This window comes from Phaeobacter italicus, from assembly GCF_019801785.1.
Taxonomy (GTDB): domain Bacteria; phylum Pseudomonadota; class Alphaproteobacteria; order Rhodobacterales; family Rhodobacteraceae; genus Phaeobacter; species Phaeobacter italicus.
In genome coordinates, this window is record NZ_JAHVIJ010000001.1 from 835,886 (window position 1) to 861,085 (window position 25,200).

Sequence of the window (25,200 nt, forward strand, 5' to 3'; positions counted from 1 at the left end):
CCCGCGCTGATTGCTGCGGCCGCGGAGTTGGCGGATAGAGTTCGCGGGCAGTTGGGACGATCTGCCCGCAAGGTGATCTAGACTGCTGTGATTGGCGCAGCAGTCTGGCATCCTGACACCGCGGTCGTCATCCGCGCTTTGTTCGTCATCCCCCCTTGCCCCGCCACAGCCAAACAGCAGCAAAGGGCCCGCGGTGCCGTCCTATTGGGGCGCCTTTCTCCCGCTCACCGTGGTCACGCCTCACTCTCCTTGGTCGCGCAGCGTCCAGGCCCGATCACCGGCAACCTCCCGCGCGGTCAGCCAGCGCCCATCTGCAAGCAGCGCGAGAGATCCGGTTTTTCGAAGCGTGATCGCATCCATAACTCGGCAGCCGCCAGTCAACGGCAATTTATCCGCCCGGTCGCTCACCACGATGATGTCAGGGACGCAAGGAATGGGCGCCGCATGGGCGGCCTTGCCCATGACGTGGATCAGCCACGCCCCATCAGGCAGCGCCAGAACCGCGTGCCGCCCCTTCAGGGAATAGCCCCAGTCCGGCAACGCAGCCGGATCAGGCCAGAGCGCGGCGGCATCCTCTTGTGTCAACAACGTCCCGTCGTTTTCTGCCCAACGGCTTGCCGCAAACCCCTGCCCACGGCTGCGCGACAGGGCGCGCCCCTGCTCTGTCATGACGCCCACCATCCCGCCTTCCGGAGAAATCAGCACGACGGGTCGGCTGGCCTGCGCCCAGATCAGCAACCCGGTGCAGATGGCGATGGTGCCGCTCCATCGCAAAGGCCCGCGCCAGACGGCAAGCATGATACCCCCAAATGCAATCAGCCCCAGCACCGATGGGGGCGGCATTGCCACCGGTCGCACCGCGCCGTCCATGCCCGCGACCCAACCCGCAACCCACAGGATCCAGCGGATCCCAAGGTCCATGCCCCACAGACCAATCCAGCCACCACCAATAGGCGCCAGACACAGCGCCAGAACCGCAGAGGGCACCACCAAAAGCCCCATCACCGGCACCGCCAGCACATTGGCCAGCAACCCGAACTGCGACAGCTGGTTGAAATGGGCCGCAGCAAAGGGCGCCGTTGCGATCCCGGCCACCACCGACGACAGAACAACGCCGACAGCCCCCCGCGCCCACCACACAGAGGGCGGCAACTGCCATGCCTGCAGGGCCGAAAACACCGCGATCAACGCCGTTGTCGCGGCAAAGCTCATCTGAAAGCCGGGGCCAAGCAGGCTCTCGGGGCGTAACGCAAGGATCAGCAACGCCGCCAGGGCCACGGCCCGCAGGGACAGCGCCCGACGATCCAGCACCACAGCACACAGCATGACCGCAACCATGACAAAAGCCCGTGTGCTAGCAACCTGGCCGCCAGAGATCAGCAGGTAGGATGCGGCCGCTGCAAGGGCCACAAGAGCCGCCAGTTTCTTGACAGGAAGGCGCATCGCAACTGGAGGCATCAGGGCAAAGCCCAGACGGATCCCGCCAAAGACCACCCCAGCCAGCAGACCCATGTGCAAGCCGGAAATCGCCAGAAGATGGGCCAGATTGCTGGCGCGCAGGGCGTCGAGCTCTGCCTGCGGTATATCTGCACGCTCGCCCGTCGTGATTGCTGCGGCAAAACCTGCGGTCTCGGGCGCCATGCGGCTACGGATCGCGCCAGAGAGCGCCGCCCGCATCCGCGCAATGGCAAGATCGCCCCCCGGTTCCTCCACCAGCAAGACAGGCACCCGCGTGTAACCGACCGCCCCCAATTTCTGAAACCACGCATGCCTGCGAAAATCAAACCCGCGCGGCTCAACCGGGCCTTGCGGTGGCATCAGATGGGCGGTGGTCATCACCGTGGCGCCAATGGCAGGCGCAGAAACCCCATCAGCAAGACTGATCCGAACACGCGCGGGGGTGCCCTGCGGCGCCAACCGATCGATACGGAGCTGATCAAGCGTTACGCGCAGACGGTCACGAACAGAGCGATCGGTGCCGACCACCCTGCCCTCTACCGCGCCATAAAGCCGGAACTCCAGAACTGGCGCGGCAACCAGGGAGGCGCGCAGCTGCGCCGCACCAAAGCCCGCCACCCCCACCAAGAGCGCCATGGCAGCAAAGGCGCTGAGCCCGCGACCACGACGAATTGCCAGGACGACACAGGCGAGCGCGGCGCTCGCTGCAAGAAGACACAGCTCTGTCTGTGTTGGATCATGCTTAAGCGAGAAGAACCACAAAATGCCGCAGCCGAATAGGACCGGAACCCAAGGAAACAGGTCCCCGCGCTGGGATTGCAGCAGCCGTTCCAGACCACTCAGGGCGCCCATGCTTGCTCCTTGCCGTTTGGCTCGGTAGACAGGCGACAAAACTAGCTCTCTTATGGTTTCCAAAAGGTAAATCACCCAAATGTCCAAACCGGTCGTCACCCGCTTCGCCCCTTCTCCCACCGGCTATCTGCACATCGGTGGCGCGCGCACTGCGCTGTTCAATTGGCTGTACGCCCGTGGTCGCGGCGGCAAGTTCCTGCTGCGGATCGAAGACACCGACCGTGAACGCTCGACCCCGGAAGCGACAGCAGCCATCCTGCAAGGCATGTCCTGGCTGGGTCTGGATCACGATGGTGAGGTGATCAGCCAGTTTGAACGCGCAGACCGCCACGCCGAGGTCGCCAAGCAACTGTTGGCTGAAGGCAAGGCATACAAGTGTTTTGCCACGCAGGACGAAATTGCCGCCTTCCGCGAAGAGGCCAAGGCCGCAGGCAAATCAACGCTTTATCGTTCGCCCTGGCGGGATGCGGCAGAGGCCGATCACCCAGATGCGCCCTACGTGATCCGCATCAAGGCCCCGCAGGATGGCGTCACCGTCATCAAGGACGAAGTGCAGGGTGATGTGACCATCCGCAATGACCAGCTGGACGACATGATCCTGCTGCGCTCGGACGGAACACCGGTTTATATGCTGGCGGTTGTCGTGGATGACTATGACATGGGTGTCACCCATGTGATCCGCGGCGATGACCATCTCAACAATGCGGCGCGCCAGATGATGATTTATCAGGCGATGGGCTGGGATATTCCGGTTTGGGCCCATATCCCGCTGATCCACGGCCCCGATGGCAAGAAACTGTCCAAACGTCACGGCGCACTTGGCGCGCAGGAATATCAGGCGATGGGCTATCCAGCCGCTGGCATGCGCAACTATCTGGCCCGTCTGGGCTGGAGCCACGGCGACGATGAGTTCTTCACCGATGCCCAGGCACGCGAATGGTTTGACCTCGACGGCATCGGCAAGAGCCCTGCCCGTTTCGACACCAAGAAGCTGGAAAATCTCTGCGGTCAGCACATCGCGATCAGCGAAGATGCTGCGTTGCGGAATGAAATTCAGGCCTATCTCGCAGCGGCAGGCAAGCCACAACTGAGTGACGTTCAGTCAAATGATATTGAACGGGGCATGTATTGCCTGAAGGATCGCGCCAAGACGTTCCCAGAGCTCCTTGAAAAGGCGCATTTTCTCCTGACATCCCGCCCGGTTGAGCAGGATGAGAAAGCGGCAAAAGCGCTGGCAAATGTATCCGACGGTATACTGAAAGAATTGACGCCGCAGCTGCAAAATGCTAGCTGGACCCGAGACGATCTGGAGGCGCTGCTGAACGCATTTGCAGAAGCGCAGGGAACCAAGTTCGGCAAGCTGGCCGCCCCCTTGCGGGCCGTGCTGGCCGGTCGTGCGGTAACCCCTTCAGTTTTCGACATGATGCTGATTCTGGGCCAGGACGAAACGCTGGCCCGACTCTCCGACGCCACCGGCTGAACCCACCGCATTAACTGCCGGGTAAGCTGTGGCCGCTATGACCTCACCTGCGCGAATTATCGTGCAGGTGCGCCTGCACGAGGCGGAATTGACGCCGCCTTCGTGCCTGTATCAGGAAGGGATATCGATGACCGATACACAGAAAACCGCCCAGCTCAGCCTGAATGGCGAAACTTACGAGCTTCCCATTTTCTCGCCGACCGCCGGGCCCGATGTTCTGGATATCCGCAAGCTCTATGGCCAGGCCGGTGTGTTCACATACGATCCGGGCTTTACCTCGACCGCGAGCTGCGACAGCACCATCACCTACATTGACGGTGGCAAGGGCGAGCTGCTGCACCGCGGCTACCCGATCGACCAACTGGCATCCAAATCCCATCACCTCGAAGTGTGCTATCTGCTGCTTTACGGTGAACTGCCGACCGCAGCGCAGCTGGAAGATTTCGAAACCCGTGTGACCCGTCACACAATGGTGCATGAGCAGATGCACAACTTCTTCCGCGGCTTCCGCCGGGATGCGCACCCGATGGCGACCCTGGTGGGCGTTGTTGGTGCAATGTCGGCCTTCTACCACGACTCCACCGACATCAACGACCCCTGGCAGCGCGAAGTGGCTGCGATCCGTCTGATCGCCAAGCTGCCGACCATCGCCGCCATGGCCTACAAATACTCGATCGGCCAGCCCTTCGTGTACCCGCGCAATGATCTGGATTATGCGGCGAACTTCCTGCACATGTGCTTCTCTGTTCCGGCAGAAGAATACCATGTTGATCCGATCCTCGCCCGCGCGATGGACCGCATCTTTATCCTGCACGCAGATCACGAACAGAACGCCTCGACCTCGACCGTGCGTCTGGCGTCCTCGTCCGGGGCGAACCCGTTTGCCTGTATTGCTGCCGGTATTGCCTGCCTCTGGGGTCCGGCACATGGTGGTGCGAACCAGGCATGTCTGGAAATGCTCAAGGAAATCGGCACCGTCGATCGCATCCCTGAGTTCATCGCCCGCGCCAAGGACAAGAATGATCCGTTCCGCCTGATGGGCTTTGGTCACCGGGTCTACAAAAACACCGACCCGCGTGCCAAGGTGCTGAAGCAGTCCGCCGACGAGGTTCTGGAACTGCTGGGCGTCGAAAACAACCCGCTTCTGCAGGTTGCCAAGGAACTGGAACAGACCGCCCTGAACGATGAGTATTTCATCGAGAAGAAACTGTTCCCCAACGTCGACTTCTATTCCGGCATCATTCTGGAAGCGATGGGTTTCCCGACCTCGATGTTCACCCCGATCTTCGCGCTGTCGCGCACCGTCGGCTGGATCTCGCAGTGGAAAGAGATGATCGCAGACCCACAGAACAAGATCGGTCGCCCGCGCCAGCTCTATCTTGGCGAAACCATGCGCGACTACGTGGACATCGAAAACCGCTAAGGTTTCGACCCCGATTTGATTGCAACGCTGTCCCTTGTTTGGGGCAGCGTTTTTTTATGCCTCACTCTGCAATCTGTGGGTGAACGGACATCGGCAATGACAAATCCAAACAATCCCCGTTCGGCCGTAATATTGTTCGCTGGCTGGAAACCTGGTTAACCTCTTTTCCACGATATTAGGGGCTTACGCCCCGTTTTCTTTGACTGCAGGGCAGAACAACCTTATCCCCTAGGTACATTTTTATTTAAACCTTAGCGGGAGATGCTCCGGTGATTGCACTCATGACCATGCTTGGTGTCGGCCTTCTTGCGGGTATCATTCTTCACGAAAGCGGTGACGACGATACCAGCGACGCCAGCAATAATGAATCCGAAACCGGCCAGAACGAGAGCCCGGCAATCAACGGCAGCGAGCTTGGGGATCTCTTGCTGGGCACCTCCGGTAACGAAGTCATCTCGGGCGGCGAAGGCGACGACAACATCGACGCACGCGGCGGCAACGACACCGTTGAAGGTGGCGAAGGCAACGACTCCATTGATGGCGGCTCTGCCAATGACAATCTGTTTGGCGGCGAGGGCAATGATGTCATCGTCGGTGGCAACGGTGATGATTTCATGCGCGGCAATGCTGGTGACGATATCCTCGTTGATGGCCGCGGCGAAGACCACCTGGTGGGTGGTCAGGGCAATGATACCATCGTCGGCTCGGGCATTTTTGACGAAGGCAAATATGAGGACCTGCTTCAGGGTCGTCTGACGGCGTCATCCCAGGAAGAAGTCATCAGCACGCTGGAGTATGACATTCGCAATGACACCGACGATCAGGGCGACACCATCAATGCCGGTGCTGGCGATGATGCCGTGGTCTTTGGCAAGGACGACACCGTAACAGGCGGTCGGGGCGATGATGTCTTTGAGACAGGCGTATGGATGAATGACGAGAGCGATCAGGCCACCATCACGGATTTCACCGCCAGTGATGACCGGATGATCTATTACTATGTCGCTGGCGAAGCCGCACCCGAGCTGGACGTCGTGACACGCGACAACGACGACGGCGGCACCGACGCATTCCTTGTTGCCGATGGTGTGGAAGTGGTCCGCCTGGTCAATGCAGGCAGCGACTTCAACGTCGAAGATCACGTCTCCCTGGTTGAGCTCGCATCCTGATCCAACCTGCAGCTAGGTATAAAAAAGCCGCCCTTCCATCTGGAAAGGCGGCTTTTTTGTTCAGCGCTGAATTGACCCCGGATCAGCGGCCTTCGAATTTCGCGGGCCGTTTTTCCATAAAGGCTGTGACACCTTCCATAAAGTCACGGGTCTTGCCGCATTCCCCCTGCAGGTGGGCTTCTTCGGACAGCTGTTCCGGCAGAGAGTTGCCATAGCCATCGCGGATCGCGGTCTTGATCGCAGCAAAGGCACGCGTCGGACCACCAGCAAGATAGGCCGCACGGGCGCGCCAATGGGCGTCAAAACTGTCGTCAGCCACAGCTTCCCAGATCATTCCCCAATCGCTGGCCTGCTGGGCCGTGATCTTGTCGGCAAACAGCGCCGCGCCCATCGCCTTGGCCATACCCATCTGACGCGGCAGGAACCAGGTGCCCCCCGCATCGGGCATCAGGCCGATCCGTGCAAAAGCCTGCATGAAATAGGCGCTCTCGCTGGCGATCACCACATCCGCAGCAAGGGCAAGGTTGGCACCTGCCCCCGCAGCCGGGCCGTTCACGGCGGCGATGGTCGGAACCGGGCAGTTGTAGATCGCCTCCAGCATTGGGGTGTATTCATCGCGCAGCGTGCGTTCCAGATCCAGCTTGCCTTGGCTCGCAGCATCCGACAGATCCTGACCGGAGCAGAAGGATTTGCCGGACCCGGTGATGACCACCGCTCGTGCTTCCTTGCCTGCGCGTTGCATCGCATGGGTGATTTCAGCCCGCATCAGGCCCGTCAACGCATTCATCTTTGCCGGGCGGTTCAGCGTGACGATGGCCAGACCATCCGCCAGCGAATACTGAATTTCCTTGTAATCCATCAATGGGCCTCGCCGTTAATCGTTTGTCGCAGATTTGCCTAAGGAGCCCGGCAGGAAAAGGCAAACGCCGCGTAACCCCAACCGAAAAGAGCCGCCGTTGTCACGGCGGCCCCAACTTGACCCAACATCGCCCTGGCATCAGTCCTTGAGGATGCGATCGAGCTGTGCTTTTTCCTGTTCGCTCAGCGCCTGCACCGCGTCCTCTTCGGCTTTGGTATTGCTGCGCCCGCGCAGGTACACGCCCGCCATGATCAGCGCCAGCACAAGCATGATCGGCCCAGCCGCGTAAAGCAGCCAGTTGGCACCGGTCGCGCGTGGGCTCAGCAGCACGTATTCACCGTAGCGATCCACAATGAAGTCCATCGCCTCTTCATTGCTGTCGCCTGCCACCAGACGTTCACGCACCAACAGCCGCAGGTCGCGGGCCAGATCGGCGTTGCTCTCGTCGATGCTTTCATTGCGGCAGACCAGACAGCGCAGGTCTTTGGACAGCTCCCGCGCCCGCGCCTCTAGCGCGGGATCTGCCAGCACCTCATCGGGTTGGACGGCATAGGCAGGTGCGATCGGCTGCAGGACAAGCGCGGCAACCGCCGCGGCACGCAACAGGGAACGGATCATTCTGCAGGTACTCCTTCGCGGTGGCTGCGGCGGGCGCCGGCTGCAACCCGGAAACGCCGGTCACTCAGGCTCAGCAGACCGCCAAGCGCCATCAACAGGCTGCCGCCCCAGATCCAGTTGGCCAGCGGTTTGATATAGGTCCGCACGGTCCAGCCGCCGTTGTCCTGCTGATCACCGATGACGACATAAAGATCCCGCAGGAAACGGTAATCGATGGCCGCCTCTGTCGTGGGCATCTGCGCAACCGGATAGTCGCGTTTTTCCGGGTTCAGCAACGCCACGAATTTGCCTGCGCGGGTGACTTCGATATCAGCCATGGTGCTGATGTAATTCGGGCCACGCACCCGGCGCACGTCCTGCAACTCCAGCGTATAGCTGCCGACGTTGAAGGGTTTGTTCAGCTCAGCCACGCGAATATCTTCGGCCTCCCATGCGGTCAGACCCGCAATGGCAAAAATCGTGACCCCAAGGCCAGCATGTGCAACCGCCTTACCCCAGTCAGCGCGCGGCATCCGGATCAGACGCCCCAACCGGTCGGAGCTGCCCGCCCGCAGCCAAAGATCGGCAAAGGCCCCAAACACCACCCAGGCGCCGAGGAACAGGCCGATTGGTCCAAGCCCGGAGCGTCCGGTCTGCATCGCCCAGGCCAGCACACCAAGCGCAACAGCCAGCACAAAGACAAACCGCAACCGCCACATGGTGCGCCCCAGCACGCCCCGTTTCCACGGCAACATGGAGCCCACAGGCAGGATTAGCCCTAAAACCACCATGAAGGGGGTAAAGGCTGCATCAAAGAACGGCGGGCCAACGCTCAGCTTGCGGTCAAAGGCCATTTCAGCCACCACCGGCCAGAGCGTGCCAAAGAACACCACGAAACAGCTGACCGCCAGCAGGATGTTGTTGGCAACCAGCGCTGTCTCCCGGCTCACGACGCCAAAGACGCCCTTGGCCTGCATGGCCTGCGCGCGGGCCGCGAACAGGGTCAGCGCGCCACCGGTAAAGAACGCCAGGATGATCAGGATGAAGACACCGCGCTCCGGGTCGTTGGCAAAGGCGTGAACCGACGTCAGGAGGCCGGAACGGACAATGAATGTTCCGATCAGCGAAAAGCCAAACGCGAGGATCGCCAAGAGGATGGTCCAGCTTTTGAGGCTCTCGCGTTTTTCGACCACAATCGCGGAATGCAGCAGCGCCGCCGCCAATAGCCAGGGCATGAAGGATGCGTTTTCCACGGGATCCCAGAACCAGAAGCCACCCCAGCCCAGCTCGTAGTAGGCCCACCAAGAGCCAAGAGCGATGCCGATGGTCAGAAAAATCCACGCCGCCAGCGTCCAGGGACGCACCCAACGCCCCCATGCCGCATCCACGCGCCCCTCTATCAGGGCCGCAACGGCAAAGGAGAACGCCATCGAAAGGCCCACATAGCCGAGGTACAGAAACGGCGGGTGAAAGGCGAGACCGGGATCCTGCAACAGCGGGTTCAGATCCTGCCCGTCAAAGGGCGGCACTGCCAGCCGCAGAAACGGGTTTGAGGTGAACAGGATAAAGGCAAAGAACGCCACGCCAATCGCAGCCTGCACCGCCAGCACCCGCGCCTTGAGCGTGGGTGGCAAGCCACCGCCGAACACCGACGCGACCGCGCCAAACAGGCTCACAATCAGCACCCACAACAGCATGGAGCCCTCGTGGTTGCCCCAAGTGCCCGAGATCTTGTAAAGCATCGGTTTTGCGGAATGGCTGTTGAGCGTCACCAAGCGCAGCGAAAAATCCGAGGTGATAAACGCCCAGGTCAACGCGCCAAAGGCGAAGGCCGTAAAGAAAAACTGCGCCTGCGCAGCGGGCTCTGCTACCGACATCCAGCCGGGCCAGCGGAAATGCGCACCGATAAGCGGGACCACCATCTGAACGATGGCAATCACAAAAGCGAGGATGAGGGCGAAGTGACCGAGTTCTGTAATCATGGGCTATCTATAGGGCGAAGCGAAATGGCCGCCAATCGCAATCGGCGCGTCCTCACGCCGCAGTGAGAGGGAACCAACCCCGGACAAGGGGTTGGCCATTGCGCATAATTTAGCACAGCTTGCCGGGTCGTACAGGCGGGTCATCTCGTCTCATCGCGGTCTCGCAACCACTGGCCAAGGGCGGGATTGGCAGCGGCTATCGGCGCCTGCGGCGGCGGCGTTGCTGCGTCTTTCGCGGTTGTGCGAAGGGTGTCGATCTCGGCGATATCGTCTGCCACGCGGCGGGCCTTTGCCAGTTGCGCGGCAATATCGCGCTGAAAGCTTTGGTGTTTCACCTGCTGACGCGCGCCAAAGTAAAACGACACCACAACGCCCAAAAGCCACCACAGGGGTTCTGGCACCAACGCAAGGCCGCGCATGCGGGCTGCAAACCACAAGGGATCAACCATCGCAGCCGCCAAGAGCCCCAGGGTCGACAGCGCAAGCAAAGGGCGCGGCAGGCGGTTCACCCCATCCATCAGCCGGTCAAACCAACTGCGCCGGTCGCGGGAGAACTCGGCCGCAAACTGCGCCATCGCAGCCTCATGGCGGGCCTCACTGCGCAGCGCTGCCCCTTCGGCGTTTTCGCGAAACACCTCGACCGTTTCGGCCACCACATTACGCCCCCCACCAAACAGCGCCCGCAGCGTGTCGGCAATCAATCTCGTCAACAGCCGCATCACCCCTACCCCCATTCTGCCACACGGGCCTGAAATTCAGCCGGGCTGAGATGATAGCGCGGCGAAACAAATGCCTCGGCCCGCAAGATCCAGCCGCCTTTGCCCCCTTTGCGGGTGCGGGCATACTTGCGGCTGGCAGGTCTGCGATCGGCGATGCGAAAGTAGTAATTGCGCCGTGCCACGCCATAGGCATCGCGCAGCGAGGTTCGCCCGATTTCTGCGGCGGCGCGGGCCGCGCTTGCGGTTTGCGGGCCGATGCGGCCGTCGACCGCCACCTCATATCCCATCGTCGCCAGCAACCGCTGCAGGATCCGCACGGCGTTGTCACCTGCGTTCACATACATATCAAACACCGATGGCTGCAGAACCTCCGGCAAGACCGAGATGCGGGGCTTGTCAAAGAAATGCCGGATGAATAGATCAACAGCCTGGCTCCGGCTCACAGAGGCCACGTCGCGCCTGTCCACCTGCCCGTCACCGGTCAAATCCAGCCCCAGCCTGCGCAGCGTCGCAAGGGTGACGCCGTATTTTGTCGCGCCGCCCGGATCATCGGGGTCATCCACATAGCCGCCTTCGCGGGTGATGATGTCTTCGGCAATTGCCTTGATGTCCTGCATGTTCTGTCCCTTCCAAACGGGGTGAGACAGACAGGATCGCAAACAAAAATGAGCGTACTCCGACCAGGGCGTACGCTCATATGGCAACGGGTAGGAATTGGCGGGCGCTAGCTGCCTTCGGGTTCCTTGTAGACGCCCTGTTCCTTCAAAGCGTCGACCACTTCTTTCGGCATGTAGGTTTCGTCATGTTTGGCAAGGATTTCAGAGGCTTCGAACACACCATTCACGTAGCGACCGGTTCCGACCATGCCCTCGTTTTCGGAAAACAGATCAGGCAGGACGCCGGTGTAGGACACGGCAATGCTGGCCCCGCCGTCAGTGACGGAAAACCGCACGGTTTCGCCCTGACCGCGCACGATGCTGCCTTCCTCGACAAGACCGCCAATACGGAAAACCTCGCTCGCCGCGGGCGGTTCGGCAACCACCTGGCTGGGCGAGCGGAAGAAGTTGATCCCGTCGCGCATCGCATAGCCAATCAGCCCCGTCGCAACCACCAGCGCGACAACCGTCAGCGCGATGACCTGGATCCGGCGTTGTTTCTTGAGCGACTTCATCGGGGCCTCTTTGTCCTGTTAGCAAACGGCACTGACATGGCGGCTGTCCCCTTACGGGAACAGTGGCGCCATCATCAGGCCGGTTGTTTCATCCTCACCTAACATCAGGTTGGCATTCTGCAAGGCCTGACCGCTGCTACCTTTTGTCAGGTTATCCAGCGCCGCAATCACGATGGCGCGGCCTTCGATCCGGTCCTGTGTCACGCCGATATGGCAGAAGTTGGAGCCGCGCACATGGTGCGAGGACGGCGCCTCGCCAAATGGCAAAAGCTCGATAAAGGGTTCATCCGCATAGGCTTTGGCAAAGGTGTCATAAATCGCCTGTGCATCGCCTTTGACATAGACAGTCGCCAGAATGCCGCGGTTGGCGGGCACCAGATGCGGCGTGAACTGCACCTTGACCGGGCGGCCTGCGAGTTTGGAGAACTCCTGATCGAATTCGCCCAAATGCCGATGGGTGCCACCGATCGCGTAGGCGTTGTAGCCCTCGCTGAGTTCAGCGTGGAGCAGATTTTCCTTGAGCGAACGCCCCGCCCCCGAAACCGCACACTTCAGATCGAGAATGATGTCGTCCAGATCAATCACACCAGCCGCAATCAGCGGGCGCAGCGCAAACTGACCGGTGGCCGCGTTGCAGCCCGTGCCCGCAACGAGCCGGGCGGATTTGATCTCTTCCCGGTAGAATTCGGTCAGGCCATAAACCGCCTCTTTCTGCTGATCGAGGGCCGCATGGGCGTTGCCGTACCATTTTTCATACTCTGCCGGGTCGCGCAGCCTGAAGTCCGCTGACAGATCGACGATCTTCAGCGTTTTTGGCAGGGCTGCGATCACCTCTTGGCTTGTCTTGTGCGGCAGTGCGCAAAAACACAGGTCGATACCGGTAAAGTCGATTTCATCGATCTTGCACAGAACAGGCAGATCCATGTGGCGCAGATGCGGGAACACTTCGGCCATGGTCATACCGGCCTTACGTTCCGCAGACAGGGCCGCGATTTCAATGTTCGGGTGCTGGGCGATCAGCCGCACCAGTTCGGCGCCAGTGTATCCGGAGGCACCAAGGATAGCTACTTTATGGGTCATGTGAGACCTCTTTGACCTTTGGGTAAATGCAGTGTCCGCAAACGCAGGCTTGCGGCGGTGATAACAGGGAATGGTCCCGACCGGATTTGTCTGAGGTCAAGGACCGGCAGAAAATCCGTGCGGGAACGCCCGGATCAGGCCGCCTGAAAGGTGATTTCTCGTCGCAGGAACTGCGTTGCGCGGGTGCTGACGCGATTTGCGTCGCCCGTGGTCAGATAGGCACTGCCACCGGTGCCCAGCATCTGCGGATGGCGGGTCAGATAGTCGGCGAGACTTTCGGCAACCAATGCCCCCTGGCTGAAGACCTTGACCTTGGGGCCGAGTGCGGCCTGAAAGGCGTCCTCCATGAGCGGATAATGGGTACAGCCCAGAATGGCCGCCTGCGGGTTAGGCATCTTGCGCAGCAGCGCATCAACGTGGCTTTTGACCAGCGCATCAGCAAGGATCATGTCGCCATCTTCAATGGCATCCACCAGGCCGCCGCAGGACTGCGCCTCGACGTCAACGCCAATGGCGCGAAACGCCAGTTCACGCTGGAACGCGCGGCTGGCCACGGTTGCCGGGGTCGCAAACAGCGCGACATGTTTGGTTTCAACTTCACGCGGGGGGGAATTGTCGCCCCATTCCCGTTCGGTCAGCGCTTCGATCAGCGGGACAAACACACCCAGCACACGCTTGCCTTCGGGCACGCCTGCCTCTTGCATCCGGCGCAGCGCCGCCGCCGAGGCGGTGTTGCACGCCAGGATCACCAGATCACAGCCGCGCTCCCACATGTCGTTCACGGCCTTGTAAGTCAACTGATAGATATCTTCTGCATCGCGCACCCCATAAGGCGCGTGGCCGTTGTCGCCATAGTAGAGAAAATCCACATCCGGCAGGCGCTTTTGCGCCGCATCCAGAACCGTCAGACCACCAAGTCCGGAATCAAAAATACCAACCGCCATGTCGCACTGCCTTTGGGTGTGCGGGCCCGTTCAAGCCCGGTGTTTTTCTTCGAACTCAAACCCATAGTCATAGGATTTGAGTGATGTTGGTGACAGCTCATACGTTGCTTTGCGCAGGAAATCCATCATTGCTTTTGTCTCACCTGCAAGCGGATCAAGCACATCGCGCCCGATCGGCCTGCCGATGACCACGCGAACCGGCGTGTCCAAGCGCTTTTTGAACTGCTGGATCAACAAACCCATGCGCAGTGTTGCGTGCATGTGGCTGGCAATCTGGAACAGCCGCGAGGTGTGACCGTCAAAAAACACCGGCACCACGACCGCATCTGATTTGGCGATCATCCGGGCCGTGAACCCCCGCCAGCCCGGATCCATCGGATGTGCAAAAGGCGTCACACCGGTAGAGACCGTCCCGCCCGGGAAAATGCCGATAGCGCCGCCCTGCCCCAGATAGTCGAGCGCAGTCTTGCGGGTCGCCAGATTGGTGCGCAGCGCATCTTTGGTTTCGGCGAAATCAACCGGCAGGATCACCTTGCTGAGATCCTCGGCCCGCCGAAACACCTGATGGGCAAGAATGCGAAAGTCGCCGCGTGTTTCGGCCAGAATATGCCCCATCATCAACCCATCAAGAATGCCGTAGGGGTGGTTTGCGATCAGGATGACAGGTTGGTCGGTGGGGATATGGCTCAGCGAACCGGCAACGACATCAAGCGTCAGCCCGTAGCGTTCTGCCATCACGCCCCAAAAACTCCGCCCGGCAGCGACCTCCTGCTCGTAGCCTGCTGCGCGCCGGATAAGGCTGAGCCGGCCAGTCGAGTTTTCCATGAGCCGGATCATCGCGCGCCCGGCGCGGGTCGAGGCGGAATGCGCGTAGGAAATGTCACGGGCAAGATGGCGCTGAGCCTGCATTGTCGCGTCTCCGTCTGGTGTCGCAGGGTCTGTCTAGACCGGAAGCGCTCTATGCGACAGATCCATGACAAAGGTGTGACAGGGCGCGGCAAACTGCCATCGAAACACATCAGGGCGCCCCACGTGGGAGCGCCCTGTAAAATCATCCGGCTCGCCGCATGGCTTACTGCGCGGCGGTTTTCATCGGCTCGCCCCCTTGGCGCAACACCGAGAGGATTTCCTCGCGCCTTTTCGCGGCTTTTGCCTCATTGGCCTGCTTGACCGGGCCAAAGCCACGGATCTCCAGCGGCAGCTCTGCCAATGCGATGAGTGGTTCCATGATCTCAGGCGATGCCTTGGGCAGCCATTCCTTCATGTCGCTCTCATACTGTTTGATCAGCGCCCGCTCCATCTTGCGCTCGGCAGTGTAGCCAAACAGATCCAGCGGGGTGCCACGCAGTCCTTTGAACTTCGCCAGCAGGCGCAACCAACGCTCCATACCCGGACCGAATTTGCGTTTTTTCGGACGTCCATTGGGGTCGGTGCCTGTCAGCATCGGCGGCGCGAGATTGTAGGAGATCTTGAGATCACCCTCAAATTCGGCCTCGGCCTTCTCTCGGCTCGACAGCAGCAGACGGGCGACCTCATATTCGTCCTTGTAGGACAACAGCTTGTGATAGCCTTTTGCCACCGCTTCCTTCAGCGCCTTGTCGGAAATGCCATCCAGCATCTTGGCGTAGCGCTTGGACAGGCGCGGGCCCTGATAGTCGGTAAGATGCGCCTTGCGGAAGGTGATTTTCTCGTCCAGCGTCTTGGGCAGTTCGACCACATTGGGCTCTGCCAGACGCGCGGCCTCCTGCGGGTAAAGCACGGCCCAGCGACCGATATCGAAGGCGCGCAGGTTGCGTTCCACCGCCGCGCCATTCAGGGTGATCGCCTCCTGGATCGCCTCCAGGCTGATCGGCAGCAAGCCGCGCTGCCAGGCCGCGCCAAAGACCATCATGTTGGAGAAGATGGAATCCCCCATGCTGGCGCGCGCCAGTTCAGAGGCGTCAAACAGGTCCAGACGCTCGCGCAGACGCGCTTCCAGCGCCACCTGCAGACGGTCGCTCGGGATCTGGAATTCCGTATCGCGGGTAAAGTCGCCGGTGATGATTTCATGGCTGTTGACCACCGCGCCGGTCTTGCCGGTCTTCATCAGGCCAATCGTTTTGGCCCCCGCAGACACCACCAGATCGCCCCCGATCAGCGCGTCACATTCGCCGGTGGCAACGCGGATTGCACTGATGTCCTCGGGCTTGTTGGCGATACGGCAGTGGATATGGACCGCGCCACCCTTCTGGGCGAGACCGGCCATTTCCATCATGCCAGCCCCCTTGCCATCAATCTGCGCGGCCTGCGCCAGCACTGCACCGATGGTGACAACGCCAGTGCCACCCACGCCGGTGATGACCACGTTATGGGTGCCATTGATGCTTGGCAGCTCAGGCGTGGGCAGGTCCGGCAGGTCCAGTGCGGCGGTTGGCTCCTTGCGGATCTTTGCCCCTTCGATGGTCAGGAAGGACGGGCAGAAGCCTTTGACGCAGCTGAAATCCTTGTTGCAGGAGGACTGGTCAATCGCCCGTTTGCGGCCGAGCTCCGTTTCCTTGGGCACGATAGAGACGCAGTTTGATTGCACCCCGCAATCGCCGCAGCCCTCGCAGACATCAGAGTTGATGAACACCCGCTGATCGGGATCAGGGAACAGGCCCTTTTTGCGGCGGCGGCGTTTTTCGGCGGCGCAGGTTTGAATATAAATGATGGCAGAGACGCCCTCGACCTGCTCAAACTCCTTCTGCACAACCATCAGCTCTGCGCGTTCGTGCATGCGCATGCCCGCCGGGAACAGCTTGGCGTCGACGTCTTCCTTTTCATCATAGACCACGGCGATGGTTTTCACCCCCATCGCTGTCAGCTCATGCGCGATCTGCTGCGCTGTCAGCCCGCCCTCGGCCTCTTGCCCGCCGGTCATCGCGACCGCGTCATTATAGAGGATCTTGAAGGTGATATTGGTGCCCTCAGCCAGCGCCGCGCGGATGGCCTGCACGCCTGAGTGGTTGTAGGTGCCATCGCCGAGGTTCTGGAACACATGTTTGCGGTTCGAGAACGGCGCCTCGCCGACCCAGTTCACGCCCTCGCCCCCCATATGGGTAAAGCCGGTCGTTTCGCGGTCCATCCACTGCACCATGAAGTGACAGCCGATCCCCGCATAAGCGCGGGAGCCATCAGGCAGCTTGGTGGAGGAGTTATGCGGACAGCCCGAGCAGAAGTACGGCAGACGCGCGGCGATCTCCTCGGCATTGTCTGCGCGCTTGGCATCTTCCAGCGCCGAAAGCCCGGCGCGGATTGCCTCGGTCTCGCGGCCCTCTTCGATCAGGATCTGCCCCAGTTTTTCAGCGATCATGATCGGGTCGAGCGCGTATTTGGTCGGGAACAGCTCGTCGCGGTGCATGCCGCCTGCGCCGCCCTTGTACCAGCCATAAACCCGGCGGCCCCGACGGTCATCAAAGATGGCTTCCTTGATCTGGATCTCGATCAGCTTGCGCTTTTCCTCGACCACCACGATCAGGTCCAGCCCCTCGGCCCAGTCGTTGAAGCCCTTCATGTCCAGTGGCCAGGTCTGGCCCACCTTATAGGTGGTGATGCCCAGCCGTTCGGCCATGTTCTCGTCGATGTTCAGCAGCGACATCGCATGAACCAGATCCAGCCAGTTCTTGCCAGCTGCAACAAAACCGATCTTGGCTCCCGGCTTGCCCCACATCCGCTTGTCCATCTTGTTGGCGTGGCTGTAGGCCTCTGCCGCAAAGCGTTTGTAGTCAATGATGCGGTTTTCCTGGCGGAAACGGTCGTCATCCAGGCGAATGTTCAACCCGTCCGCCGGCATATCAAATTCGGGTGTGACAAGCTGCATCCGGTTGGGATTGCCGTCCACGACCGATGTCACCTCGATCGTGTCCTTCATGGTTTTGAGCCCCGTCCACAGGCCCGAGAACCGGCTGAGACCGATCCCGTAGATGCCGTAATCCAGGATTTCCTGAACGCCTGCCGGGCTGACGATGGGAAGGTAGCAATCCATCAGCGACCATTCGGACTGGTGCAGCACGGTAGAGCTTTCGCCGGTGTGGTCGTCGCCCATCGCCATCAGGACACCACCGTATTTGGACGAGCCGGCCATATTTGCATGGCGGATGGCATCGCCAGAGCGGTCAACGCCCGGCCCTTTGCCGTACCACAGGCCGAAGACGCCGTCGTATTTGCCCTCGCCGCGGACCTCCGCCTGCTGGGCGCCCCACAGGGCCGTCACGGCGAGATCTTCGTTCAGACCGTATTGAAAGGTGATATCGCTGGCGGTCAGGTGTTTCTCTGCCCGCTTCATCTGCATATCGACCGCACCAAGAGGCGAGCCGCGATACCCAGTCACCAGACCTGCGGTGTTCAGACCGGCCTGAACGTCACGGTGTTTCTGCATCAGCATCAGCCGCACCAGCGCCTGCGTACCATTCAGCATGACCGGCGATTTGGTCAGGTCATATTTGTCGTTCAGTGAAATCTTCTGCGTGCTCATTCTTGGCCTCCCCAACCATGACTAGCTTGCTCATCTGCGCTCAATAATAGGTCATAATTGCTGACCTGTATACTGTTTTCTGTCAGAATGTGTTTCACTTGGCCCTATGAAATTGAAAGTATCGATACATTTCATATAGGGTTGGATTGAGGCATCGAAAGTGACAGGTATGGACTGGGACAAGCTAAGAATATTTCACGCAGTGGCTGACGCGGGCAGCCTAACCCATGCGGGCGACAAGTTGAATCTGTCGCAATCGGCGGTCAGCCGTCAGATCCGGGCGCTGGAGGAGAGCCTGAACTCGACCCTGTTTCACCGGCATGCCCGGGGGCTGATTCTCACCGAGCAGGGTGAACTGCTGTTTGATGCCACCAAATCCATGTCCAAGAGGCTCGAAGCCGCCTCAGCGCGCATCCGCGACAGCGAGGAAGAGGTCTTTGGCGAACTGCGGGTGACCACGACCTTTGGTTTTGGCACCCTTTGGCTGGCCCCGCGCCTGACCAAGCTTTATGAGCAATACCCCGATCTCAAGGTTGATCTGATGCTGGAGGAGCGGGTTCTGGACCTGCCGATGCGCGAAGCCGACGTGGCGATCCGCATGAAAGAGCCGAGCCAGGCCGATCTGATCCGCAAGCGGCTGATGTCCGTTCAGATGAAGCTATACGCGTCGCGCAACTATGTTGAACGCAACGGCATGCCCGAGGTGATCGAAGACATCGGCGCCCACCGGCTGATCTGCCAGAACCCGCGTTCGGCCCAGGTCGGCTCTGCCGCGGTTCTGGTGCAGAAACTGATGACACATAACCCGTCTTCCCTGCTGACCGTGAACAACTACTTTGGGGTTTTGCAGGGCGTTATCCACGATCTGGGCATCGGCGTGCTGCCAGATTACGTGACAGAAGACTTCCCCGACCTCGTTCCGGTCCTGCCGGATGAGGACACCAGCGATGTGCCTGTCTACCTCGCCTACCCAGAAGAATTGCGTCATTCGCGTCGCATTTCGGCATTTCGGGACTTCGTTCAGAACGAAATCATCGCCCACCGCAAGCACATGAAAGAGCTCGGCAAAATCTAGCCATGCAAAAATTGCATGGCAGGAATGCCATGACGTGTGCAGGATTACCCTTGATCGGGGGGGCATGCGCCCCTAAATCACATTTCGAAGGCAGCGACACTGTCGCCCTTCATACCTCCCTGTTGGACTTCGGCCGAGCTTAGTGCTCGGCCTTTTTTTTGGCCAAACGCATTGCTCTGCCGTCCTCCGACAGTTTCCATCCTGCCGGGACGTTGATCCCACTGGGGATCCGGCCCGTGCCAACTCCTGATGCGCTAACGCTGCACTGCGGCAGGCCCGAGATCAACCTATTGCGCCAATATCCCCTTCACATCCATTCCCCCTGCCCAAAGGATCAGCTGGCCCGCTTCCACCTGCTGCCAAATTAGGCAGGACAGGGATGCATTGGACCCGGCCACCGGTCAGGGATGCGGCAAACATAGCCCAAAACAGAAAGTGGTTCCTTGCGCTATATCAACAGGTTGAACGGTAAACACCACGTTAACATCATCACCATTTCGCTGCCTTGTCTCAAATTTTTCGGAACCATCACGCACAGCGATCGTTGTGTCAGCGAACCGCATGAAGATGCAAAACACGGATCAGACAGGAGACTTGGATATGCTTCGCATGACCTCTATCGCCGCCCTTATCGCCATGACCGGTGCTGCAAATGCATTGGTGCTGACTGAAAACGCGACTCCGAACGACAAGGGCGAAAGCTTCATTGAAGAAAACGTCGAATTCATCGGTGCCCCCGTGGTTGACGTCAACGGCGCGCCGATCGGCACCGTGATCGAAGTCACCGCAGAGCCGGGCGAACAGCGCAAGATCCTCGTCGACTTTACCGAAGGTTTTTCTGACGAGCTGAGCGGTATGCTGTTCACGCTGGACGGCATGTGGGAAACCGACGGCGTGCTGCAGATGGGTCAGACCACTGACGAACTGGAAGCCATGCTGGAGACCTACGCCCAGAACAACCCTGACAAACTGCACGACGAGTCGATCCTGAACAAATAACCGACCCGTCCGCGCAGACGCGCAGTCCAAAAACAGGCCAGAGCCTCTCTGGTCTGTTTTTTCGTGCCATTTCCCCCGGCTTCACGCGCTGTGATGCGTGATCGGGTCGCAGCGATGCTGCGCGCGCACGAATGCCTGCTCTTTTTTCTTCCCCCCCAGCCTTCCTTGCCCTAAAAGGCGCGCAATCGCAGCCATTGGGGACGTAAAACGGATGCAGGAACCTGCCATCACGCCTGAACTGATTGCCAACCACGGGCTCAAGCCCGAGGAATACGATCTTATCCTGGAAATCATCGGGCGGGAGCCGACCTTCACCGAGCTGGGCATCTTCTCAGCCATGTGGAACGAACACTGTTCCTACAAATCCTCCAAAAAGTGGCTCCGCACCCTGCCCACCGATGGTCCGCAGGTGATCTGTGGCCCCGGTGAGAACGCAGGCATCGTTGATATTGGCGATGGTGATGCGGTTGTCTTCAAGATGGAAAGCCACAACCACCCCTCTTACATCGAACCCTATCAGGGTGCGGCGACCGGGGTTGGCGGGATCTTGCGCGACGTGTTCACCATGGGTGCCCGCCCCATCGCGTCGATGAACGCGCTGTCCTTTGGCGAGCCCTCCCACCACAAGACCCGCCAGCTGGTCAACGGTGTGGTTGAGGGCATCGGCGGCTACGGCAACTGTTTCGGTGTGCCTTGCGTCGGTGGCGAAGTCCGTTTCCATCCGGCCTACAACGGCAACTGTCTGGTGAATGCCTTTGCCGCCGGTCTGGCCAAGACCGACGGCATTTTTTATTCCGCCGCCTCCGGCGTCGGAATGCCGGTTGTCTACCTTGGCGCCAAGACCGGCCGCGACGGTGTGGGTGGTGCGACGATGGCATCGGCCGAATTCGACGACACCATCGAGGAAAAGCGCCCAACTGTTCAGGTTGGCGACCCCTTCACCGAAAAACGCCTGATGGAAGCGACGCTGGAGCTGATGCAGACCGGCGCCGTGATCTCCATCCAGGACATGGGGGCCGCTGGTCTGACCTGTTCGGCTGTCGAGATGGGTGACAAGGGCGGCCTTGGGGTTCGTCTGGATCTTGAAAACGTGCCGCAGCGCGAAGTGGACATGACAGCCTATGAAATGATGCTGTCGGAATCCCAGGAACGGATGCTGATGGTGCTGAAGCCCGAACTGGAGGCCGAAGCCAAGGCCGTGTTCGAGAAATGGGATCTGGATTTTGCCATCGTCGGTGAAACCATCGCCGAAGACCGCTTCCTCATCATGCACAACGGCGAGGTCAAAGCCGATCTGCCGCTGTCAAAGCTGTCTTCCTCTGCGCCGGAGTATGACCGCCCCTGGATCGAGACACCGGCCCCTGAGGCGCTGACCGACGCGGATGTGCCGACAATCGACCCGATTGACGGTCTCAAGGCGCTGATCTCCAGCCCGAACTACGCAGGCAAGCAGTGGGTCTATGAACAATATGACACCACGGTCATGGGCGACACCGCCCGCCGCCCCGGCGCAGGCTCTGGCATCGTGCGCGTGCATGGCACCGACAAACAGCTGGCCTTCACCTCTGACGTGACCCCCCGCTACGTTAAGGCAAACCCGTTCGAGGGTGGCAAACAGGCGGTGGCCGAGGCCTATCGCAACCTGACCGCTGTTGGCGCCAAGCCCTTGGCAACAACCGACAACCTGAACTTCGGCAACCCCGAAAAGCCCGAAATCATGGGTCAATTCGTCGGTGCCATCAAAGGCATCGGCGAAGCGGTCGCGGCGCTGGACGTTCCAATCGTGTCTGGCAACGTCTCGCTTTACAACGAGACCGACGGTCAGGGGATCCTGCCGACTCCAACCATCGGTGCGGTTGGCCTGATTGCAGCGGACGAAGAGCCGATCATCGGCGAAGCCCGCGACGGCCATATCGCCCTGCTCATTGGCGACACCATCGGCCACCTTGGTCAGTCGGCCCTTCTGGCCGAGGTCTTCAACCGCGAGGACGGCGACGCACCCACCGTGGATCTGGCAGCAGAGAAGCGCAACGGCGAATTCATCCGCGCCAACCGCGATCTGATCAAGGCCTGCACCGACCTTGGTGATGGCGGTCTTGCTCTGGCGGCATTTGAAATGGCCGAAGGCGCAGGCGTCGGCGTTCAGATCGACGCGGGCGACACCCCGACCCTGTTTGGCGAAGATCAGGCACGCTATCTGGTGGCCTGCAACTTTGATCAGGCCGAGGGTCTTATGATGGCCGCAGGTCAGGCGGGTGTGACCGTGACAACCGTTGGCAAATTCGGCGGCGACACCGTGAAAATCGGTGGCTCCGAAGCACCGCTGGCAGAGCTGTCGGAGATCTTCCGCTCCAGCTTTGCCGCTGCTGTGGCCTAAGGTCTGGACCGCGTTGGGGCTTGGTCCTCAACACGACATATCGGGTGGGGTGGCGCTGTCACCCCACCCATTTTGTTTCGAGATCTCACAGGTGATCCGATGACCCATTCCCAGCCTGCCAGTTCCTCCTCCCCTGCTCTCGACCTGACCGCCGATTGCAGCCGCTGCGCTGCGCTTTGTTGTGTGGCCTACCCGTTTGAGGAGGATGAGGATTTCGCGATCCTGAAAGAGACAGATCACCCCTGCCCCAACCTTTCCCAATCCTGTTTTGACTGCACCATCCATGCCGATCTGAACAGCCGTGGTTTTGGCGGCTGCATCGCCTATTCCTGCGCTGGCGCCGGGCAGCGGGTGACCGAGGTGCTGTTTCAGGGCGAGACATGGCGCGACGATCCTGACCTCCTGCCACATATGACACATGCTTTGCGTGTCCTGCGCCCCATCCACGAGGCCCTGCTGATCCTGCGCGAAGCGTCAAATCTGGATCTGCCCCAAGACATCCGCCAAGCGCTGAACGGATTGATGACGACGCTTGCGGTTGCCGATGGGACCACGATCTGGGATTTTGAGGAAGCCGAGGTGCAGGAGGCGCTCGCCTCTGTTCCCGACTTCGTTCCCCGCCTTGCCCCATACGTGCGCAAAGACCCGGCCATCTGACCGCCTAATCTGCTTGCAGAGCCCCCGACCGCACCCTACATTTTGTATCAGCTAGAAATAAGGATACTTCACCCATGCCGATGCAAGCCCACGAAATCGAAGAGCTGCTGCGCCAGAGCTTTCCGGATGCGGAAATTCAGGTCGGTGGCCACGACGGTGTGCATATGTCCGCGATGGTCATCGACGAGAGCTTCCGCGGCAAAAACCGCGTCCAGCAGCAGCGCGCGGTCTACGCCGCTCTCAAGGGCAAGATGGATGGCTCCAACGGTGAGCTGCACGCGCTCGCCCTGACGACCAAAGCGCCCGAGTAACCCACGATGTCGTTGTTTCTGTCGCTCCTCATCTTCGGCATCATTGTCATGACTGCGATTGTCGCGGTCATCGGCCAACGCCGGGCTCCGCTGGAGGACGATGACAACGATCCCAACTACCACACCCTGCGATCTGACTATCAGTCGGGTATGGGCGGGGGATCCATGCGGACCTGGAAGGTGCCCAAAGACCCGGACGAATACGCCCGTTTCTTTGTCCCGAAGGGCAAGAAATAACCCTCTTCCGCCCTTGCCAACAGCCCGGATCAGTCCGGATTGGCAATCCCCTCGATTTTCCCTATATCTCGGCTAACGGAACAACGGCCCACCCGCCGAAAGGAAACGCAACATGACCGACGCAAAAACCCGCATCGACGAAACCGTCAAAAGCAACGACGTTGTGCTCTACATGAAGGGCACCAAGGATATGCCGCAGTGTGGCTTTTCCTCGCGCGTTGCTGGCGTTTTGAACTACATCGGTGTCGACTACACCGACGTGAACGTTCTGGCTGACGAAGAAATCCGTCAGGGTATCAAGGACTATTCCGACTGGCCGACCATTCCCCAGCTCTACGTCAAGGGCGAGTTCGTGGGCGGATGCGACATCATCACCGAAATGACCCTCTCGGGCGAGCTGGACGGCATGTTTGAAGAAAACGGCGTCGCCTTCGACAAGGCAGCTGCGGACAAGATCCGCGAAGCCAACGGCTGACCTGACGGCCTGGCGCTTGCCGGGCAGCCGTCACAAAACAAAAGCCTGCCGCGATCATCGTGGCAGGCTTTTTCTGTGGAAGGGGCTGCGCTGTGCCCCGCCTAATAGATCCCCGGAACAAATTTGGCGGTGCGCGCGGCATAGGCCGAAAACTCGGCCCCATAGCGGTCGGCAAGATATCGGTCCAACGCGGGGATGTGATAGAAGACAAACATCAGCGTCATCATCAGCGGCACCACTCCAGCCCAGATGGAGGCCGCGAGAATTGCCCAGCCCGTGAACAGGATGCTATCGCCGAGGTAGTTTACATGCATCGAATAGGCAAACAGCCCGCCGGTGTAGCAATGCCCCTTGCTGCTTGGCTGTTTTTTCCAGGCCCAACGCTGCAGTTCTGAACCGGTGTTGATCGCAGATCCAATCAGCAAAAGGGAACCCCCAACCACATCCCATAGGCCAAAGGCGCGGGCCTCCTCCGCCACAATCCCGGCGCCGAGCAGGAGGAACCCAATTTCGAAGCTCGCGATGAATGCCGCGAGGCCCAACCCCTCGGACAGCTCCACCCTGCGATGCAGCAGCACGAAGAGGGTCACGAGATGGCGCAGAAAATACAAAACCGCAGCCCCTGCCATGACCTTGGCGCGCATCGGATCCGGCCAGGTCCATCCGCCAAACGCAAGCCAAAGACAGATCAGCACCGACAGCCCATGCAAGGCTGCAAACCCAAGTTTCACCCCAATCGACCGCCCATGTGTGCGGTCCACCCCACCTGCTTTGCCAGCCATTCTTGTCACCCTTTGATGCGTCATGCCGTTTTGGTCCAAACTGTTTTCGTCCAACTGGACT

22 protein-coding genes are annotated in these 25,200 nt (G+C 60.2%); 10 read left to right on the forward strand and 12 right to left on the reverse strand.

Annotation, left to right across the window (positions count from 1 at the left end):
- Positions 1–240: 240 nt before the first annotated feature.
- Positions 241–2,310 carry a ComEC/Rec2 family competence protein gene (locus tag KUV39_RS03880; protein ID WP_222458977.1) on the reverse strand — a complete coding sequence of 690 codons (2,070 nt, stop codon included), beginning with the start codon at positions 2,308–2,310 and terminating at the stop codon, positions 241–243.
- A 79-nt stretch (positions 2,311–2,389) separates the two neighbouring features.
- On the opposite strand from KUV39_RS03880, the gene gltX reads away from it, so the two are divergent.
- The 3 genes from gltX (at position 2,390) to KUV39_RS03895 (ending at position 6,382) form a co-directional block, all read left to right on the forward strand.
- Positions 2,390–3,790, forward strand: a complete 1,401-nt coding sequence (gene gltX, locus KUV39_RS03885; protein WP_046210349.1) for a glutamate--tRNA ligase — start codon at positions 2,390–2,392, stop codon at positions 3,788–3,790.
- Positions 3,791–3,917: 127 nt separating this feature from the next.
- Positions 3,918–5,213 (forward strand): citrate synthase, encoded by a 1,296-nt coding sequence (locus KUV39_RS03890; RefSeq protein WP_008563188.1) that lies wholly within the window; start codon positions 3,918–3,920, stop codon positions 5,211–5,213.
- 269 nt (positions 5,214–5,482) lie between these two features.
- Positions 5,483–6,382 (forward strand): calcium-binding protein, encoded by a 900-nt coding sequence (locus tag KUV39_RS03895; protein ID WP_222458978.1) that lies wholly within the window; start codon positions 5,483–5,485, stop codon positions 6,380–6,382.
- 82 nt (positions 6,383–6,464) lie between these two features.
- On the opposite strand, the gene KUV39_RS03900 is transcribed toward KUV39_RS03895, so the two are convergent.
- From KUV39_RS03900 to KUV39_RS03945, 10 genes are all read right to left on the reverse strand, one after another.
- A complete protein-coding gene (locus KUV39_RS03900) occupies positions 6,465–7,241 on the reverse strand; it encodes an enoyl-CoA hydratase-related protein (protein ID WP_008561226.1) in 777 nt (258 codons plus the stop codon).
- Positions 7,242–7,379: 138 nt separating this feature from the next.
- A complete protein-coding gene (locus KUV39_RS03905; protein ID WP_046210351.1) occupies positions 7,380–7,859 on the reverse strand; it encodes a cytochrome c-type biogenesis protein in 480 nt (159 codons plus the stop codon).
- Positions 7,856–9,820, reverse strand: coding sequence for a heme lyase CcmF/NrfE family subunit (locus KUV39_RS03910; RefSeq protein WP_222458979.1), 1,965 nt, complete (start codon positions 9,818–9,820; stop codon positions 7,856–7,858). The genes KUV39_RS03905 and KUV39_RS03910 overlap by 4 nt, the downstream gene beginning before the upstream one ends.
- Positions 9,821–9,960: 140 nt before the next feature.
- Positions 9,961–10,539 carry a holin family protein gene (locus tag KUV39_RS03915; RefSeq protein WP_222458980.1) on the reverse strand — a complete coding sequence of 193 codons (579 nt, stop codon included), beginning with the start codon at positions 10,537–10,539 and terminating at the stop codon, positions 9,961–9,963.
- Positions 10,540–10,544: 5 nt separating this feature from the next.
- Positions 10,545–11,156 (reverse strand): holin-associated N-acetylmuramidase, encoded by a 612-nt coding sequence (locus KUV39_RS03920; protein ID WP_222458981.1) that lies wholly within the window; start codon positions 11,154–11,156, stop codon positions 10,545–10,547.
- 107 nt (positions 11,157–11,263) lie between these two features.
- Positions 11,264–11,710 (reverse strand): cytochrome c maturation protein CcmE, encoded by a 447-nt coding sequence (gene ccmE / locus KUV39_RS03925; protein WP_222458982.1) that lies wholly within the window; start codon positions 11,708–11,710, stop codon positions 11,264–11,266.
- Between the two features lie 51 nt (positions 11,711–11,761).
- Entirely contained in the window at positions 11,762–12,790 is a 1,029-nt protein-coding gene (gene argC / locus KUV39_RS03930) for an N-acetyl-gamma-glutamyl-phosphate reductase (RefSeq protein ID WP_008561179.1), read from the reverse strand.
- A 134-nt stretch (positions 12,791–12,924) separates the two neighbouring features.
- Positions 12,925–13,734 carry a glutamate racemase gene (locus KUV39_RS03935; protein WP_222458983.1) on the reverse strand — a complete coding sequence of 270 codons (810 nt, stop codon included), beginning with the start codon at positions 13,732–13,734 and terminating at the stop codon, positions 12,925–12,927.
- 30 nt (positions 13,735–13,764) lie between these two features.
- A complete protein-coding gene (locus tag KUV39_RS03940) occupies positions 13,765–14,643 on the reverse strand; it encodes a lysophospholipid acyltransferase family protein (RefSeq protein ID WP_222458984.1) in 879 nt (292 codons plus the stop codon).
- Positions 14,644–14,806: 163 nt separating this feature from the next.
- A complete protein-coding gene (locus tag KUV39_RS03945; RefSeq protein WP_222458985.1) occupies positions 14,807–18,226 on the reverse strand; it encodes an indolepyruvate ferredoxin oxidoreductase family protein in 3,420 nt (1,139 codons plus the stop codon).
- 169 nt (positions 18,227–18,395) lie between these two features.
- Between KUV39_RS03945 and KUV39_RS03950 the strand changes: the two genes are divergently transcribed.
- From KUV39_RS03950 to grxD, 7 genes are all read left to right on the forward strand, one after another.
- Complete coding sequence (locus tag KUV39_RS03950; protein ID WP_037302339.1) at positions 18,396–19,301, forward strand: LysR family transcriptional regulator; 906 nt, start codon at positions 18,396–18,398, stop codon at positions 19,299–19,301.
- A gap of 600 nt (positions 19,302–19,901) precedes the next feature.
- The gene (locus tag KUV39_RS03955) at positions 19,902–20,300 is read left to right on the forward strand and encodes a hypothetical protein (protein WP_222458986.1); all 399 of its coding nucleotides are present in this window, start codon (positions 19,902–19,904) and stop codon (positions 20,298–20,300) included.
- A gap of 211 nt (positions 20,301–20,511) precedes the next feature.
- Positions 20,512–22,677 carry a phosphoribosylformylglycinamidine synthase subunit PurL gene (gene purL, locus KUV39_RS03960; RefSeq protein WP_008560979.1) on the forward strand — a complete coding sequence of 722 codons (2,166 nt, stop codon included), beginning with the start codon at positions 20,512–20,514 and terminating at the stop codon, positions 22,675–22,677.
- 99 nt (positions 22,678–22,776) lie between these two features.
- A complete protein-coding gene (locus KUV39_RS03965; protein ID WP_222458987.1) occupies positions 22,777–23,334 on the forward strand; it encodes a hypothetical protein in 558 nt (185 codons plus the stop codon).
- A 74-nt stretch (positions 23,335–23,408) separates the two neighbouring features.
- On the forward strand, positions 23,409–23,645 hold the full coding sequence (locus KUV39_RS03970; RefSeq protein WP_008559374.1) for a BolA/IbaG family iron-sulfur metabolism protein: 237 nt from the start codon (positions 23,409–23,411) through the stop codon (positions 23,643–23,645).
- A gap of 6 nt (positions 23,646–23,651) precedes the next feature.
- A complete protein-coding gene (locus tag KUV39_RS03975) occupies positions 23,652–23,882 on the forward strand; it encodes a hypothetical protein (RefSeq protein WP_008559505.1) in 231 nt (76 codons plus the stop codon).
- 112 nt (positions 23,883–23,994) lie between these two features.
- On the forward strand, positions 23,995–24,357 hold the full coding sequence (grxD, locus tag KUV39_RS03980) for a Grx4 family monothiol glutaredoxin (RefSeq protein ID WP_008559558.1): 363 nt from the start codon (positions 23,995–23,997) through the stop codon (positions 24,355–24,357).
- A gap of 101 nt (positions 24,358–24,458) precedes the next feature.
- On the opposite strand, the gene KUV39_RS03985 is transcribed toward grxD, so the two are convergent.
- Positions 24,459–25,139: a DUF1295 domain-containing protein gene (locus tag KUV39_RS03985; protein WP_222458988.1), complete on the reverse strand. Its 681-nt coding sequence runs from the start codon at positions 25,137–25,139 to the stop codon at positions 24,459–24,461.
- Positions 25,140–25,200: the final 61 nt, after the last annotated feature.

Bases quoted from the DNA above. Each gene is read 5' to 3' on its own strand.
- KUV39_RS03890 (WP_008563188.1), top strand. From the start codon at position 3,918: ATGACCGATACACAGAAAACCGCCCAGCTCAGCCTGAATGGCGAAACT.
- grxD (WP_008559558.1), top strand. From the start codon at position 23,995: ATGACCGACGCAAAAACCCGCATCGACGAAACCGTCAAAAGCAACGAC.
- KUV39_RS03915 (WP_222458980.1), bottom strand. From the start codon at position 10,539: ATGCGGCTGTTGACGAGATTGATTGCCGACACGCTGCGGGCGCTGTTT.
- purL (WP_008560979.1), top strand. From the start codon at position 20,512: ATGCAGGAACCTGCCATCACGCCTGAACTGATTGCCAACCACGGGCTC.
- KUV39_RS03910 (WP_222458979.1), bottom strand. From the start codon at position 9,820: ATGATTACAGAACTCGGTCACTTCGCCCTCATCCTCGCTTTTGTGATT.
- KUV39_RS03970 (WP_008559374.1), top strand. From the start codon at position 23,409: ATGCCGATGCAAGCCCACGAAATCGAAGAGCTGCTGCGCCAGAGCTTT.
- KUV39_RS03900 (WP_008561226.1), bottom strand. From the start codon at position 7,241: ATGGATTACAAGGAAATTCAGTATTCGCTGGCGGATGGTCTGGCCATC.
- ccmE (WP_222458982.1), bottom strand. From the start codon at position 11,710: ATGAAGTCGCTCAAGAAACAACGCCGGATCCAGGTCATCGCGCTGACG.
- KUV39_RS03955 (WP_222458986.1), top strand. From the start codon at position 19,902: ATGCTTCGCATGACCTCTATCGCCGCCCTTATCGCCATGACCGGTGCT.
- KUV39_RS03880 (WP_222458977.1), bottom strand. From the start codon at position 2,310: ATGGGCGCCCTGAGTGGTCTGGAACGGCTGCTGCAATCCCAGCGCGGG.
- KUV39_RS03950 (WP_037302339.1), top strand. From the start codon at position 18,396: ATGGACTGGGACAAGCTAAGAATATTTCACGCAGTGGCTGACGCGGGC.
- KUV39_RS03965 (WP_222458987.1), top strand. From the start codon at position 22,777: ATGACCCATTCCCAGCCTGCCAGTTCCTCCTCCCCTGCTCTCGACCTG.
- KUV39_RS03945 (WP_222458985.1), bottom strand. From the start codon at position 18,226: ATGAGCACGCAGAAGATTTCACTGAACGACAAATATGACCTGACCAAA.
- KUV39_RS03940 (WP_222458984.1), bottom strand. From the start codon at position 14,643: ATGCAGGCTCAGCGCCATCTTGCCCGTGACATTTCCTACGCGCATTCC.
- gltX (WP_046210349.1), top strand. From the start codon at position 2,390: ATGTCCAAACCGGTCGTCACCCGCTTCGCCCCTTCTCCCACCGGCTAT.
- KUV39_RS03935 (WP_222458983.1), bottom strand. From the start codon at position 13,734: ATGGCGGTTGGTATTTTTGATTCCGGACTTGGTGGTCTGACGGTTCTG.
- argC (WP_008561179.1), bottom strand. From the start codon at position 12,790: ATGACCCATAAAGTAGCTATCCTTGGTGCCTCCGGATACACTGGCGCC.
- KUV39_RS03905 (WP_046210351.1), bottom strand. From the start codon at position 7,859: ATGATCCGTTCCCTGTTGCGTGCCGCGGCGGTTGCCGCGCTTGTCCTG.
- KUV39_RS03985 (WP_222458988.1), bottom strand. From the start codon at position 25,139: ATGGCTGGCAAAGCAGGTGGGGTGGACCGCACACATGGGCGGTCGATT.
- KUV39_RS03920 (WP_222458981.1), bottom strand. From the start codon at position 11,156: ATGCAGGACATCAAGGCAATTGCCGAAGACATCATCACCCGCGAAGGC.
- KUV39_RS03975 (WP_008559505.1), top strand. From the start codon at position 23,652: ATGTCGTTGTTTCTGTCGCTCCTCATCTTCGGCATCATTGTCATGACT.